Annotated in this window: 14 protein-coding genes; 3 read left to right on the top strand and 11 right to left on the bottom strand. The window is 59.6% G+C overall.

Annotated elements, in window-relative coordinates; translation table 11 throughout:
• Window positions 1-73: 73 nt before the first annotated feature.
• The 5 genes from J2Y90_RS00765 to J2Y90_RS00745 all read right to left on the bottom strand — a co-directional run bounded on the left by J2Y90_RS00765 (window position 74) and on the right by J2Y90_RS00745 (window position 6795).
• Entirely contained in the window at window positions 74-295 is a 222-nt protein-coding gene (locus J2Y90_RS00765) for a hypothetical protein (protein WP_039761392.1), read from the bottom strand.
• A gap of 190 nt (window positions 296-485) precedes the next feature.
• Window positions 486-1850 (bottom strand): heavy metal sensor histidine kinase, encoded by a 1365-nt coding sequence (locus J2Y90_RS00760; protein WP_253495770.1) that lies wholly within the window; start codon window positions 1848-1850, stop codon window positions 486-488.
• Window positions 1840-2517: a heavy metal response regulator transcription factor gene (locus J2Y90_RS00755; protein ID WP_150638550.1), complete on the bottom strand. Its 678-nt coding sequence runs from the start codon at window positions 2515-2517 to the stop codon at window positions 1840-1842. The genes J2Y90_RS00760 and J2Y90_RS00755 overlap by 11 nt, the downstream gene beginning before the upstream one ends.
• 7 nt (window positions 2518-2524) lie before the next feature.
• Window positions 2525-5638 carry a multidrug efflux RND transporter permease subunit gene (locus tag J2Y90_RS00750; protein ID WP_253495768.1) on the bottom strand — a complete coding sequence of 1038 codons (3114 nt, stop codon included), beginning with the start codon at window positions 5636-5638 and terminating at the stop codon, window positions 2525-2527.
• Window positions 5635-6795: an efflux RND transporter periplasmic adaptor subunit gene (locus tag J2Y90_RS00745; RefSeq protein ID WP_253495766.1), complete on the bottom strand. Its 1161-nt coding sequence runs from the start codon at window positions 6793-6795 to the stop codon at window positions 5635-5637. The genes J2Y90_RS00750 and J2Y90_RS00745 overlap by 4 nt, the downstream gene beginning before the upstream one ends.
• A 424-nt stretch (window positions 6796-7219) precedes the next feature.
• On the opposite strand from J2Y90_RS00745, the gene J2Y90_RS00740 reads away from it, so the two are divergent.
• A complete protein-coding gene (locus J2Y90_RS00740; RefSeq protein WP_042608363.1) occupies window positions 7220-7459 on the top strand; it encodes a hypothetical protein in 240 nt (79 codons plus the stop codon).
• Between the two features lie 134 nt (window positions 7460-7593).
• On the opposite strand, the gene J2Y90_RS00735 is transcribed toward J2Y90_RS00740, so the two are convergent.
• From J2Y90_RS00735 to norR, 6 genes are all read right to left on the bottom strand, one after another.
• Window positions 7594-8343, bottom strand: coding sequence for a YkgJ family cysteine cluster protein (locus J2Y90_RS00735; protein WP_253495764.1), 750 nt, complete (start codon window positions 8341-8343; stop codon window positions 7594-7596).
• An 83-nt stretch (window positions 8344-8426) separates the two neighbouring features.
• Window positions 8427-8762: a hypothetical protein gene (locus J2Y90_RS00730; RefSeq protein WP_253495762.1), complete on the bottom strand. Its 336-nt coding sequence runs from the start codon at window positions 8760-8762 to the stop codon at window positions 8427-8429.
• Window positions 8763-8997: 235 nt separating this feature from the next.
• Entirely contained in the window at window positions 8998-9573 is a 576-nt protein-coding gene (locus J2Y90_RS00725) for a hypothetical protein (RefSeq protein WP_253495759.1), read from the bottom strand.
• A 502-nt stretch (window positions 9574-10075) separates the two neighbouring features.
• A complete protein-coding gene (locus J2Y90_RS00720; protein WP_253495757.1) occupies window positions 10076-10558 on the bottom strand; it encodes a GNAT family N-acetyltransferase in 483 nt (160 codons plus the stop codon).
• 3 nt (window positions 10559-10561) lie between these two features.
• A complete protein-coding gene (locus J2Y90_RS00715; protein ID WP_016773296.1) occupies window positions 10562-11464 on the bottom strand; it encodes a chemotaxis protein CheV in 903 nt (300 codons plus the stop codon).
• A gap of 355 nt (window positions 11465-11819) precedes the next feature.
• Window positions 11820-13382: a nitric oxide reductase transcriptional regulator NorR gene (norR, locus tag J2Y90_RS00710; protein WP_253495755.1), complete on the bottom strand. Its 1563-nt coding sequence runs from the start codon at window positions 13380-13382 to the stop codon at window positions 11820-11822.
• Window positions 13383-13545: 163 nt separating this feature from the next.
• Here norR and hmpA point away from each other — a divergent pair, with 163 nt between their 5' ends.
• Window positions 13546-14727: an NO-inducible flavohemoprotein gene (hmpA, locus tag J2Y90_RS00705; protein WP_253495753.1), complete on the top strand. Its 1182-nt coding sequence runs from the start codon at window positions 13546-13548 to the stop codon at window positions 14725-14727.
• A 222-nt stretch (window positions 14728-14949) separates the two neighbouring features.
• On the top strand, window positions 14950-15459 hold the full coding sequence (locus J2Y90_RS00700) for a disulfide bond formation protein B (RefSeq protein ID WP_253495752.1): 510 nt from the start codon (window positions 14950-14952) through the stop codon (window positions 15457-15459).
• The last annotated feature ends 67 nt before the right edge of the window (window positions 15460-15526 follow it).

The following is a 15526-nucleotide window of genomic DNA, read 5'->3' as shown; positions in this document are numbered from 1 at the left end:
GCGGCCTGGAGTGACGACGGTTGAACGGGAAGAGCCAAACAACCGCGTCGAGGGAAACCTTTCGCGGTGCGACTCAGCTGTCTTTCTCGAGCGCTTGAGTCTGGGAATTGGCGGCCTGCGGGGATTGCGTCGCGTCTTGAGCCTTGGCCATCACTTCGGCCTGATGCTGATCGAATGCCTGCGCGCGAGCGACTTTTTGCGCCACGAACGTTTGCGATTCTTCAGCCATCGCCATTGGCGACAGGATCAATGAGGACAAAACGAACGCGCTGGCAATACCCATACTGTTGGACATCTGGAAAACCTTCTTGCTTGGCAAGTGCTGTTTGGTGCGGGCAAAGATAAGGTCACCGAGGGATGGGAAACAGCGTGATTTTCATAAATGACTGTTACAGCAGAAGCAAAGATCGCAGCCTTCGGCAGCTCCTACAAGGGCTTGGCGTACACCTGTAGGAGCTGCCGAAGGCCGCGATCTTTTAATCTTTTCAGACCGGAAGGTGAATGCCGAAGGTGTTCATGCCCCGGTCACTGCGCACAAACACATCCCCGCCATGCATCAGCGCGATCGCCTTGACGATCGCCAGCCCCAACCCGTGGTTATTGCCGCTGTTGCTGCGCGAAGCATCGACCCGATAAAACCGTTCGAACAACCTTGGGAGATGCTCACTGGCGATCGGCGTCCCGGGATTGGCCACGCCAATGCTCACCTGATGCTCTTGAACCTCGATATGCACTTCGATCACCTGTCCCGGTTCGGTGTGCTGCACCGCGTTGCTCAACAAGTTGATCAGCGCCCGGCGCAGGTGCGCGACCTCGATCTGTACCTGCGCATCGCCGCTGACCTGCACTTCAACCTGGGCGTCTTCAAGAATGAAATCCAGATAGTCCAGCGTCGTCGCCACCTCATCGGCCAATGAGGTCGAGGTCAGTTTGGTCGCCTTGTTGCCCTGATCGGCGCTGGCCAGAAACAGCATGTCGTTGATGATCGAACGCAGCCGTTCCAGCTCTTCCAGATTGGATTGCAGCACTTCGAAGTAATGTTCGGCCGAGCGGCCACGGGTCAGTGCGACCTGGGTCTGGCCGATCAGGTTGGTCAGCGGCGAGCGCAACTCATGGGCGACGTCGGCGTTGAATGATTCCAGCCGCGAATAGGCCAGTTCTACCCGCTCCAGCGTCGAGTTGAACGAGTCGACAAACTGTTCCAGCTCCGGCGGCAGCGGCGATAAGCGCAAGCGTCCAGCTCTTAGCGGTGGCGCCAGTCGTTGAGCTTCGTGGGACAGTTTGATCAGTGGCTTCAAACCAATCCGCGCCACCCAATAGCCCAGCGCCGAAGCCATCAGCACACCGGCAATCGCCAGACCGATCAACGCAATCAGCAGATTGTGCTGCGTCTCATGGAAGGTCTCGGTATCAATGCCGATCATGAAGCGCAGCGGTGGGCGCTGGTCCTTGGCCGGCAACTCGGTCAACAGCACCTTCAGCGGATAACGATGGTCGGCCAAATGCAGGTCATGCATGCCCAACGGACCTTGAGCGAAGGCCCGAATCGCGGCATCCGGTTGGCCATATTCGTAACCCGGTTCACCACTGACCACCCAGAACCGGATGCGCTTGTCTTCTTCGCCGAGCAGCTTCAGCTTGGCGTTGATCTTCACCCAATGCTCGGGTGTGCCGAAGCGATTGAGCGCCGATTCGAGCACGCTGTAACGCGCATCCAGTTCAGCTTCCGGCAGCAAGCCGAGGCCTTTATCCACCTGCTGATACAGCGCACCGCCGATCAACAGAAACACCACTAGCGCCACGAGCGTGAACATGCCGCTCAAGCGCAAGGCAATCGAGTTACTGGACACCACGGCTCTCCAGCACATAACCCATGCCGCGAATGGTGTGCAGCAGTTTCTCGTCGAACGGCCCGTCGAGCTTGGCGCGCAGGCGTTTGATCGCGACTTCGACGACGTTGGCGTCACTGTCGAAATTGATGTCCCAGACCATCTCGGCGATCGCGGTTTTCGAGAGGATTTCGCCCTGGCGACGGGCGAGCACGCTGAGCAGGGAAAACTCTTTCGCGGTCAGATCCAGGCGCGTGCCGGCGCGGGTGGCCTTGCGGCTGATCAAATCGATCCACAGGTCGGCGATGGTCACTTGCACCGGCTCATGGCCGCCGCTGCGCCGGGTCAACGCTTGCAGGCGGGCGACCAGTTCGAGGAAGGAAAACGGCTTGCCGAGGTAATCGTCGGCACCGTCGCGCAGGCCCTTGATGCGGTCTTCGACGCGCTCGCGGGCGGTGAGCATGATCACCGGGGTCTGTTTGCGCGCACGCAACGCGCGCAGCACGCCGAAGCCATCGAGTCCCGGCAACATGACGTCAAGGACGATCACTGCGTAGTCGCATTCCAGCGCCAGATGCAGACCTTCAACGCCATCGCGGGCAAGGTCCACGGTGTAGCCCTGTTCGGTCAGGCCACGGTGCAGATAGTCCGCGGTTTTTTCTTCGTCTTCGATAATCAGAACGCGCATGACCGCCTCAGTCTGTGGTCGCCAGTGCCGTTGCGGGCGTTGGGGCTGGTGGGTGTGAGTGCCGGTGAAACAGCCGCTCGAGCCATAAGTATATGACCGGCGTGGTGAACAGCGTCAGCATCTGGCTGACCAGCAAACCGCCGACCACGGCAATGCCCAATGGCTGGCGCAGTTCGGCGCCGGTGCCGTAGCCGAGCATCAGCGGCAATGCGCCGAGCAGGGCGGCGAGGGTGGTCATGATGATCGGCCGGAACCGCGTGATGCACGCTTCGAAAATCGCTTCCTGCGGTGCCAGACCGCGCTGGCGCTGCGCCTCGAGGGCGAAGTCGATCATCAGGATGCCGTTCTTCTTGACGATACCGATCAGCAGCACGAGCCCGATCAACGCCATGATCGAAAAGTCCTGACCACAGATCCACAGCATGATCACCGCGCCGAGGCCTGCCGCCGGCAAGGTCGAGATGATCGTCAGCGGATGGACGAAGCTTTCATAAAGCACGCCGAGAATGATGTACACCGCCACCAGCGCCGCCAGAATCAGCCACGGCTGGCTGGCCAGCGAACTCTGGAACGCCTGTGCCGCGCCCTGGAAATTGCCGCTCATCGCGGTAGGCATGCCGATCTCGGCCTTGGCCTGATTGAGCAGAATCACCGCATCGCCCAGCGCCACGCCCGGGGCGAGGTTGAACGACAGGTTAGCGGCGGGGAACATGCCGTCGTGGGCAATCGACAGCGGGCCGATGGTCGGCGCGTCAAACCGGGCCAGCGCCGAGAGCGGCACCATTTCCCCACTGAGCGGCGAGCGCAGGTAGAAATAGTTGAGGCTTTCGGCCTTGCCGCGTTGCCGGGTGTCCAGTTCCAGAATCACGTTGTACTGGTTGACCTGAGTCTGGAATTCATTGATCTGCCGTTGGCCGAACGCATCGTACAGCGCCTCGTCGACATCGCTGGCAGTCAGGCCAAACCGCGCCGCTGCGCTGCGGTCGATGCTGATGTGAGTGATGCTGCCGCCCAGTTGCAGATCATTGGAAATGTCGCGGAACGCCGGGTTGCTGCGCAGTTTCTCAGTCAGGCGCTGGGTCCAGGTGGCGAGGGTCGCGCCGTCATTGCTTTTGAGCACGTACTGGTACTGCGCACGGCTCGGGCCGGAGCTGAGGTTGATGTCCTGCCCTGCGCGCAAATACAGGACGATGCCGGGGACTTTCATCAGTTGCGGGCGGATGCGGTCGATGAACTGGCTGGCGCTGACATCGCGATCGCCACGTTTTTTCAAGGCGATCCAGAAGCGCCCGTTGGCGATGGTCTGGTTGCTGCCGGAAACACCCACCGAATGGGAAAACGCCTGCACCGCCGGATCCGCCGCGACGATTTCCGCCATCGCCAAGTGTTTTTTCACCATGTCGCCGTAGGAAATGTCCGCAGCGGCTTCTGTGGTGCCGAGGACAAAACCGGTGTCCTGCACCGGGAAGAAGCCCTTGGGAATGAAAATGTAGCCGGCAACCGCCAATGCCAGCGAGAGACCGAACACACCAATCATCAGCTTTTGGTGGTCGAGGGCGCGGCGCAGGCCCTTTTCGTACCAGCCGAGCAGCCGTTCACTAAAGCCGGGTTTGGCGTTCGCGTGATGCACCGGTTTGCGCATGAACAGCGCAGCGAGGGTTGGCGCCAGCGTCAGCGACACCACAACGGAAATCATGATCGTGGAGGTCGCGGTCAGGGCGAATTCCTTGAACAGTCGCCCGACTACACCGCCCATGAACAGCAGCGGAATAAATGCCGCCACCAGCGAGAAACTGATCGAAACGACGGTGAAGCCAATCTCGCCGGCCCCCTTGATCGCCGCCTCGCGCATGTCATCGCCGGCCTCGAGATGGCGGTGAATGTTCTCCACCACGACAATCGCATCGTCGACCACGAAGCCGACCGCAACGACGATCGCCACCAGCGTCAGGTTGTTCAAACTGAAGCCGAGCACGTACATCAGGGCGAAACTGGCGATCAGCGAGACACCGAGCACCGCCGATACAATCAGCGTCGCCGACAATTGCCGCAGGAACAGCGCCATGACTGCGACCACCAGCAGGATCGCGATCAGCAAGGTGATCTCGACTTCATGCAGCGAGGCGCGGATGGTCTGGGTGCGGTCGATCAGGGTTTTCACCTGCACCGAGGCCGGCAGCATGGCTTCGAGACCGGGCAGGGCGGCTTGAATGCGGTCAACGGTCTCGACAATGTTGGCGCCGGGCTGACGCGAGATCACCAGATTCACCCCCGGACGATCACCCGCCCAGGCCTGCACGTAGGCATCTTCCGCACCGTTGACGACTTTGGCGACATCGCGCAGGTGAACCGGGGCGCCATCCTTGTAGGAAACGATGAGCTGGCTGTAGTCCTCGGGGTGGAACAACTGGTCGTTGGTCGACAGCGTCGAGATACTCGATTCGCCGTACAGCGCGCCTTTGGCCAGGTTAAGGCTGGTCTGCTGGATCGCCAGTCGGAGGTCGGCGAGGGTCAGGCCAATGGCCGCGAGTTTGTCCGCCGAAGCCTGCACGCGAATCGCCGGACGTTGCTGACCGGTGATGTTGATCTGGCCGACGCCGTCGATCTGACTGATCTGCCGGGCGAGCAGGGTTTCCACCAGGTCGCTGAGTTCGGTGCCGGGCATCTGTGTGGAGCTGACACTGAGGATCAGCACCGGGCTGTCGGCCGGGTTGACCTTCTTCCACGTCGGCAGCGTCGGCATATCCTTGGGCAGCTTGCCGGCGGCGGTGTTGATCGCCGCCTGGACTTCCTGCGCGGCGGTGTCGATGCTTTTGTCGAGGGTGAATTGCAGGGTCAGCAGGGTTGAGCCCAGCGCACTGCTCGAGGTCATCTGGGTCATGCCGGGGATGGCACTGAATTGCACCTCCAGCGGCGTCGCCACCGAGGACGCCATGGTGTCCGGGCTGGCGCCGGGTAACTGCGCCGACACTTGAATCGTAGGAAATTCCGCTTCCGGCAGTGGGGCGATTGGCAAGCGCGGGAAGGCAATCGCCCCGACCAGCACCAGCGCGATCGTCAACAGGATCGTCGCCACGGGGTGGTCGATGCACCAGGTCGAAATGCCCTTGTGCGAGCTCATGGCTTAGGCTCCGCCTGCACCACTTGCGGTGGCTCACTCATGACTTGCACGCTCGATCCCGGTTTGAGCCGCGACTGGCCATCGGTCACCAGCACGTCACCGGCGTTGACGCCTTTGATGATGTCCTGGCCGCTGCCCTGATAAACCATCTGCACCGGCACCGCCTCGACCTTGTCGTTCTGTACGCGGTAAACGAAGTGTTGTTCGAGGCCACGTTGTACGACGGTGGGCGGAACGACCAGCGCATCTTTATCCACAGCCGTCTGAATTTTTACCGTCACCAGCAAACCCGGCCAGAGCTTCTGGCTGGCATTGGCGAACTCGGCCTTGGCGCGGATGGTGCCGGTGTTGGCGTTGATCTGGTTGTCGATCAGGGTCAGATGACCTTCGCCGAGCAGATTGCCGGTTTCGCCATCGGTATCGGCGCCGATGTAAGCCTTGACCGGGGCGCGTTGCGGATCGCTGATCAGGCTCTGCAGGGTCGGCAGCATCTGCTGTGGCAGGGAGAACTCGACGGCGATCGGGTCGATCTGGGTAACGGTGAACAGGCCTTGAGTGTCGGTCATGCGCAGGAAGTTGCCTTCATCGACCGTACGAATACCGACCCGCCCGGTGACCGGTGAGCGAATCTGCGTGTAGGACAGTTGCACCTGCGCCGCATCGATCGAGGCCTGATTGCCTTGCGCCGTGGCTTTGAGCTGGTTGACCAGCGCTTGCTGCTGGTCGAAGGTCTGCTTCGACACGCCGTCGTCGACGCTGAGCAGTTTGTAACGCTTGAGATTGACCTGCGCGACCTGCAGCTGCGCCTGGCTCTCGCCCAACTGCGCCCGGGCCTGGTCAAGGCTGGCGCGGATCGAGCGGTCGTCGACGGTAGCGAGCAGGTCGCCTGCTTTGACCAGTTGGCCTTCCTTAACGAGGATTTTCGTCAGGATGCCATCGATCTGCGGACGCACCACCACACTGTGGAGTGAAAGCACCGAGCCGATCCCGCTGGTGTAGCGCGGGACGTCTTTGGCGTTCACCGTCACCACCCGCACCGGGATGGCGGTCGGGCTGGCCAGTTTTGCAGGGGCGGGTCTGAGCGCAAACCACAGGCCGACGGCGGCCAGCAGAATCACGAGAGTGGCGAGCAGGATTTTATTTTTCTGAATGGACATGCGCGGCGCCGAAGTCTGGAGTTTGGGCAGATTGGCCAGTTATAAACCGGTCAGGCGGTCGGCAGGGTGACGGCTGGCTGTCAGGATTGTCAGTTTCGTTTGGATAGATGGGGAGTAGCAGGTGTACGGCAATGGTCTTGTGTTGGATTCGCCCCTCATCGGAACGCCGCCCGCCCAGCCCTCTCCCCAAGGAGAGGGAGCCGATTTGTGGGCTTTTCAAACCTGAGTTCGACTCGGTATCCCATGTCGGCGAACCTCGAGTAGACACCTCGGTCAGTCCCCTCTCCCTCGGGAGAGGGTTAGGGTGAGGGGAAAACCGTTCAGCGCACCGTGCAAATCTCCAGATGCCGAGCCAGAGCGCACAGGTATACTGCGCGCCTTTGCGGCTCACTGATCGGGCCGACTTTCTGTTCCCGGAGCTTTTATGACTTCCCCGACCCAACCGCCGGTTGATGACGCTGTGAGCGACGTCCCGGCTGACGTGGCTGACACCAGCGAAACCAAGGCCGAGATCCCGGCGTTCAAGTTCCCGTTCAAACCGGGCGAGCTGGCCTCGGCGAAAGGCTCGAATCAGCCGTGGTACAAGAATGGCGCGAAGAATGGCCACACCAAGACCCCGGGCATGGCGCCGCCGGGCACGCGTAGGTCGATGGGCAAGCGCTGACATCGGAAAGTGATGGTGCTTGTGCTGGCCTCTTCGCGAGCAGGCTCGCTCCCACATTGATCTGTGCCGAACACAAAACCTGTGGGAGCGAGCTTGCTCGCGAAGGGGCCAGCCGCTACACCGCCAATGCTAAATCAAGCCGCCCGCAATGAAATAAACGCGTAAGTCTGCGCTGGTTCGGTCACTACCTGCCCACCCGCAGCCAGCACTTGCCCAGCCACGTCATCACCTGACAAATGAAACAGCCACTCACTCGGTTGCGCCGCCAGCGGTTGCGCGCTCACTTGGTCGATCACCGCTGCGAACGCATCCATGTTCGGCAAGTACGCGGTGAACCCGTCGCCCTTGAGCGCAGTGGTGCGAATCCCCAACGTTGCGCAGATCGCATCCTTGAGTCTGATGTCATCCCGATCCGCCTGACGCGAACGCTGGATCAATTCAACCAGTTCCCGATCTACCAACTCGCCCCCCACAATCAGCTCCGGCCCCTGTTCCCAGGATTCCGGCGGGCAATCCTTGGCTGCGGGATTGAGCGGGATGTGCGGATTGATTTCCGCCGGGTAAATCCGGCACACCAGCGGACGCCGGTCATAAATCCGGCAGCGTTTGTCGTCGTCAAGATTCCGGCAGGGGCCGACGTTGTAGGCGGCGAAAGTGATCGCCACATGAGCATCGGTAGCGCCGCTTCGGACCATGGCCGAACGGCGCTCGGCATGTTCGCGCTGCTGCGCTGGCAGGCCCAGACCATTGCCGAGAAAAGCCTCGACCAGCACAATCACCTGACCGCCATCCGCCGCCCACATACGGGCTTCAGCCAGCGTCAGCGGCACATGGTGGTCGGTGCAGCATTTGCCGCAACCTACGCAGGAAAACGTCGTATTCATTGAGCGATCTGTCTTCAATCAAGGTGTGAAACGATGGCGGAAAACCATCGCACAGAACCCGATCGAAGCAAGGACTGCGCCACTCAGTGGGATTTTGTGCTCGGGCGAATCGAATCCCACTCGGTGACGAATGCGGTTTTCGACTGTTTGTTGTACAGGCACAGCTCGCTGCCTTGCTGGCCTTTCATGTGTTTTTGCGGGTATTGGCCTTGCAGCAGAACGGCGGTGTAACCGACGCGGTCATCGAATTGCGCGGGCGTGCCGACCGGTTTGACGTTTTTCAGGCCACTGGCCTTGGTGCAGCTGGCGAGCACGGTCTTGTCGTAGGCGGCCCAGGCGTCGGGGCTGGAGGCGTGGGCCTGGGAGGCGAGGGCGGAGAGAGCTGTAAGGCAGAGCAAGCTCAGGGTGATGCTATTCATTGGGCAGAATCCATTGCAGGTTTTGGCTCGGATGTGCCTGATCGGGAGGGCGATTAGACCCAAAAATACCGATTGATTGTAGGGGCTGATCTTCGATCAAGCCGACATTCAGCAGTGCGCCATGCTTGGTACAGTTCGCGACGATTATGTGAGCGTTAGGGCGTCGGTGCCTGCACACCCGGCACAAGTTTCAATCTATATAAGCGACAAAACCCCGCGGGCGCGGGGTTTTGTTTTAGCTGCAAAAATTTCTTTTTTCGTAAATCTGGTCAATTTCTTCATTAGAAAAACTCACCATTCCCACCGCTTTTTGAAGCCTCACCGGCGCTTTTTTGACAGCGTCGATGTTCAAGACTTTGTGGCGAGTTGCATAGTAAATGAATCGAGTTGCGCTGCTATGAGACAAAACCATTTCAGAGTACGAGGAATAGAAGCTCTCAACCGTTTTAGAGACTTCAGGAATTTCTAATTCCTTTGAATTCAGAATGTTATCTGTTTCCTGTTTGGCCTTTTCAAAGGCTTCATCGAGGTTGACTTTACTATTGTTTTTTAGGAACAGAAATGCCTTGTACGCTTGGTCAATGCCAATGTTTGGAGCGAACTGCAGAAGCATATTCGTTCGTTTGTAATAATGCTTAAAAACTGCAGAGTCTTCACTCAGCACGCCGGATGAGACTAAGTGGATCAACTCGTCTCGCACCGCATACATATTGTATGTGGCTTTTGTGCGCCGCAATCTGTTCATAACCACGGCAAAACTAAAAGCGGCCACAACACCAAGAGCTATGAACACCAAGAAGATGTCTGTCATGGTTTCCTCCCTGTTGACGAAATCCTACGTCTCAAAATCTGACCTTCCAGATCAGCCTTTACCTTACACAGCCTGTCTATCTCATCCTGTTGGAGCAATTGAGAGTAGCTACATGCCATTGCTCCCAACGTGAAAATAAACACGAAAAACACGAATGTACAAGCCCATACGAAAGGCTCAACAGATGCACTTGAGCCAGTCAGCTTCTCCATAATGTAGCCTAGACTGGAGATTAGGCCTGCATAACCGATGAAGCCTGTTACTACACCCTTCACCGTCGCATATTTTTTTAATAGTCGCATCCGTGCCAAGCTCTGTCGCGTCTGATAAAAAGGACGCGGATGCTAGCTTGATGGCGTTCTACTATCAAGTACGACCTTACGTGCGGTGCGTTGTTCCCTCGTCCCTTCCGGTTGAGAAGCATGTACTACGTACATTTTTCTTGCTCTGAAAATTTGTAACCTATCGAGTATGCGCTTTGAGGAAGCCAGCCCCCTGTCCGTCAGTCGAGCACTGCCTCTTGCCGAACCTCAACCATCCCGACACTCTGATACAACCGCCGCGCCCGCAGGTTGTCCTCCAGAACCCTCAAATCGACAAACCCCTCGCGCCGCTGTTGAAAGACGCTGAAGGCATGCAGCAACAACGCCCGCCCAAGCCCCCGGCCCTGCATTCGCGGGTGCACCACCAGATTCTTGATATACGCACTGGTCCAGCACTGCGCCACGCCCACCACACCCTCGGCATCGCAGGCCACGAAACACAACGCCCGATCGTATTCAGGATCGCTGGCAAAGCGCTGCCGCCAGTCGCCCAGCGACGGCACTCGACCGCCACCTGCCAGATGTCCAAGCTGCATCAACTGATGCACCGCCGGCGCCAGCTCCTCGCGGTAGACGGACAGCTCAATCCCGTTCGGCCATTGAGCATCCGGCAGAACCCCACTCAAGTCGCGGCGCAGCAGAAAGCAAAACGTCTCGGCCAAGACTCAGTGCCCGTTGGCCGCGACGTGCTTGGCCGCTTCGATCAGGCGTTGGGTCAGTTCCGGCGAGGAGAACTTGGTCAGCACCGCGTTGGCACCGGCCAAGCGGGCCTTTTCGCTGTTCATCGCGCTGTCGAGCGAAGTGTGCAGCAGCACGTACAAATGAGCGAAGTCAGGAGTCTCGCGCAGGGTGCGGGTGAAGGCGTAGCCGTCCATCTCGGACATTTCGATGTCGGACACGATCAGGTTGATCTGCTGCGCGGTGCCCTGCAGGTCGAGCAGGCAGTCGATGGCTTCCTTGGCGCTGCGTGCGGTGTGGCATTGCAGGCCGAGGTTGCGCAGGGTGTGCACCGACTGCTGCAACGCCACCTGGCTGTCATCGACCACCAGGATGCGCGCGTTGCCCAGCACTTCGGCGTCTTCCATGGTCAGGTCGGTCGGCGCCATTTCGATCTGCGCCGGGGCGATGCTGTGGATGACTTTTTCGATGTCCAGCACCTGCACCAGCGTACCGTCCACCGAGGTCACGCCGGTGATGTAGGCCCGTGAGCCGCCAGAGCCGAACGGGGGTGGCTTGATATCGGTAGTCAGGCAATGGACGATTTTGCTCACTGCCTGCACGTGCAAACCCTGCTTGGAACGGCTGACATCGGTGACGATCAGGCAGCCACCGTTGGGATCCTCCAGCGGCCGCTCGCCGATTGCGCGGCTGAGGTCGATCACCGACAGCGAGGCACCGCGCAGGGAGGCGATGCCTTTGACGTGCGGGTGCGACTCCGGCAGCTTGGTCAGCGGCGGGCAGGGGATGATTTCACTGACTTTCAGCAGGTTGATCGCCATCAGCTTGCCGCTGCGCAAGGTAAACAGCAGAAGCGAAAGTGAATCTGCGCGGGCTTTGGTGGAAGACATAAGAACCTTCTGTGGATGGGCGAGAGTACAAATCGCCAGAAACCTTTGATGCCGGGTTATCGGCTTGAATGGAGTGGGCTTTAGGTTTGGCTCACAGATCCAGAACCCCTCACCCCAGCCCTCTCCCAGAGGGAGAGGGGGCCGACCGAGGTGTCCTGCGTCATACATCGACCTGAAAAATCGAATCGATTATGGATTCGAAGAGTTTGAATTTGCTAGCGCACAGGAGCCGGTCAGGTTACGGATTCGGTAAATCACGTTCAGGTCGACGGAGTTCTCCAATATTCCCGAATCGGCTCCCTCTCCCTCTGGGAGAGGGCTGGGGTGAGGGTATTCGGCTCCTGGCTATAATCGTTCAACCTTTCATGCCCAAGCGCTTGGCCATCCGCCCAAGATTCGCCCGATCCACCCCCAACTCCCGCGCCGCACTCGCCCAGTTATCCTGATGACGCTCCAGCGTTGCACTGATCAGGCGCCGCTGAAACTCATCAGTGGCACTGCGCAAATCCCCGCCGATCATTGGCATCTCACTGGCCAAGCCTGCGTTAACAGGCGCAACCACGTTATCCACAACCTCACGGGGCAAATCCAGATCCGCCGCACTCAGACTCAGGATTTTCGGCCGCACCTTGCAATTCCCCAGCGCCTTCAGTGCACTGCGCCCGATCAAATGCTCCAGCTCGCGCACATTCCCCGGCCAGGTGTACGCCAGCAGCGCCTCTTGCGCATCGCCGTTCAAACGCAGGCTGTTAAGGCCCATGCGCGAGCGGTTCTGTTCCAGAAAGAAGCCGCTGAGCAACAACACATCACGCCCGCGCTCGCGCAGCGCCGGAACCCGCAGCGGATACACACTCAAACGGTGATAGAAGTCGGCCCGATAGCGACCGCTGCGTACTTCTTCGGCCAGATCGCGATTGGTCGCGGCAATCAAGCGCACATCAACCTGATGCTCCTTGTCCGAGCCCAGGCGTTGCAACTGACCGCTCTGCAATACGCGCAACAATTTGGCCTGCACCGTCAGCGACAACTCGCCGACTTCGTCGAGAAACAGCGTGCCGCCATTGGCCAGTTCGAACTTGCCGCGGCGGTCGCTGGTGGCGCCGGTGAAGGCGCCGCGCACATGTCCGAACAGTTCGCTTTCCACCAGTGTGTCGGGGAGGGCTGCGCAGTTGAGGCTGATGATCGGTTTGTCGGCGCGGGCGGAAGCGGCGTGGATGGCTTGGGCGACCAGCTCTTTGCCGACGCCGGTTTCGCCGGTGACAAGAACAGTCAGGTCGCTGCCGCCGACCAGATTGATTTCTTCCACCAGACGTTTGTGCGCTTTGCTCTGGCCGATCATTTCGCGTTGCTGCTGGCCGCTGGCCTGGCGGTAGACCTCGGCGCGCTGATGTTCATCTTCGGCGCGGGTGGCCAGGCGCTCGATGCGCTCGGCAGCGTTGACCGTGGCCGAGGCGAGGCTGGCGAAAGCTTGCAGGGCATCGAGTTCGATCGGCTCGAAACGCTCGGGGTCGAGCGCATCAAGGGTGATCAGCCCCCAGAGTTTCTCATCGACAAATAAAGGACAGCCGAGGCAGTCGTGAACTTCGAGGTGATCGTCGAGGCCATCGACCAGCCCGTCATAGGGATCCGGAAGGTCACTGTCGGCGGCGAAGCGCGTCGGTCCTGCACCGGCCAGCAAGATTTCGAAACGCGGATGCTCGCTGACCTTGAAGCGGCGGCCGAGGGTGTCGGTACTCAAACCGTCCACCGCCAGCGGCACCAAGGACTCACCGTCCAGACGCAGTAACGCGGCGGCATCGCAGGGCAACAAGGCGCGCATGGCTTCGAGCAAACGCCGGTAGCGCTCACCTTCGGGCAATTCGCGGGACAGGTCAGCGACTAGAGGTAGCAAGGCGGTAAGCAGGGATTTGGCGGTCATGTTGTTGTAGTCAAAGAGACAAGATGTAGTCGCGATGACTATACGTGCTTTCGTGTCGAAATGACTAAGTGGATTTCAAGTGGTTGAATTAAAACGATTAATTAGTTGGCACGAAAGCTGATACCCCTAGGGCAATCTTTCAAGAAAGCGCAGGAGTTACCTTATGCTTAGCGTCCAGGATCGTGCCATCGTCAAATCCACCGTGCCACTGCTGGAAAGCGGCGGCGAGGCGTTGATCACGCATTTCTACCGCATGATGCTTTCCGAATACCCGCAAGTACGCCCTCTGTTCAACCAGGCGCACCAGGCCAGTGGCGATCAGCCGCGTGCCTTGGCGAACGGCGTGCTGATGTATGCCCGACACATCGATCAGCTCGACCAGTTGGGCGATCTGGTAGCGAAGATCATCAACAAGCACGTCGCCCTGCAGATTCTGCCCGAGCACTACCCGATCGTCGGCACCTGCCTGCTGCGCGCGATTTCCGAAGTGCTCGGTGAAGAGATCGCCACGCCCGAAGTGATGAGCGCCTGGGGGGCGGCGTACGGGCAACTGGCCGACATCCTGATCGGTGCGGAAACCGCGATCTACGATCAGAAGGAACACGCGGTCGGCGGCTGGCGCGGTGCGCGGGAGTTCATCGTCGCGGCGAAAGTACAAGAGAGCGCGGAAATCACCTCGTTCTACTTCGAACCGGCAGACAAAGCGCCGATTCTTGCGGCTGAACCGGGTCAGTACATCGGCATGAAACTGATCCTCGACGGCGAAGAAATCCGCCGCAACTATTCGCTGTCGGCACTGGCGAATAACGGTCAGTACCGCATCAGCGTCAAGCGTGAACCGAATGGCCGCGCGTCGAATTATCTGCATGATCAATTGCAGGTCGGCTCGAGCATTCAACTGTTCCCGCCATCAGGTGAGTTCACCCTCGCGGCCAGCGATAAACCGCTGGTGCTGATCAGCGGCGGTGTCGGCATTACCCCGACGCTGGCGATGCTGGAAGCGGCGTTGGAGACCGAGCGGCCGGTGCACTTTATCCACTGCGCGCGCAACGGCAGCGTCCACGCGTTCCGTGAATGGGTCGATGGGTTGGCGGCGCGTCATCCGCAGCTCAAGCGCTTCTATTGCTACGCCGAAGAGGATGGCGTGAGCCCGGCGGCGGACAAGGTCGGCATGCTCAGCGCAGAACTGCTCGGCGAGTGGTTGCCAGCGCAACGTGATATCGATGCGTACTTCCTCGGGCCCAAAGGGTTCATGGGCGCGATCAAGCGGCACCTGAAAGCGTTGGGCGTGCCGGAGAAACAGAGCCGCTACGAGTTCTTCGGGCCGGCTTCTGCTCTGGAGTGATCTGAAACCGAGTTGTCTCGTTCGCGAGCAGGCTCGCTCCCACAGGATTTGTGTCCGACGCAGATCCATTGTGGGAGCGAGCCTGCTCGCGAATCTTCTGCGCGCCGCAAAGCCATGTTGGTTAATCATTCCTTAACCGCTCTATCGTTTATTGCCCCGGTGTAGACTTGCGACACTTTCAGCCGCCGGCCGGCTGGACCATGGACTTACAAGGGAAAGGCAATGAGCGAGGAAACGATGCGGTTGGGACGTGAGCGGCGCTATCTGGTGCTGCTGGGGATCATCTGCCTGGCGTTGATCGGCGGTGCGCTGTACATGCAGGTCGTGCTCGGTGAGGCACCGTGCCCGCTGTGCATTCTGCAGCGTTATGCATTGCTGCTGATTGCGCTGTTCGCCTTTATCGGCGCGGGCATGCGCAGCCGTCGCAGCATCACCGTGTTCGAAACGCTGGTGGTGATCTGTGCGCTTGCCGGGGCCGCAGTGGCCGGGCATCACGTTTATACGCAGTTCTATCCGGCAGTGAGTTGTGGCGTCGATGTGCTGCAACCGATTGTCGATGACCTGCCGCTGGCGAAGATTTTCCCGCTGGGCTTCCAGGTCGACGGTTTCTGTTCGACGCCGTATCCGCCGATCCTCGGTCTGTCGCTGGCGCAATGGGCGCTGGTGGCGTTCGTGCTGGTGGTGATTCTGGTGCCGCTGCTGACCTCGCGGAATCGAAAAGCGCTGCGCTGAGTCAACTTTTCCGCACGAGTGCCGATAAACAAAACGCCCCGATTTTCGCTGCTGAGAATCGAGGCGT

Source organism: Pseudomonas koreensis (assembly GCF_024169245.1).
Classification (GTDB): domain Bacteria; phylum Pseudomonadota; class Gammaproteobacteria; order Pseudomonadales; family Pseudomonadaceae; genus Aquipseudomonas; species Aquipseudomonas koreensis_F.
Note: the sequence above shows the minus strand (reverse complement) of the source record. Positions and strands in the feature narration are given on the sequence as shown.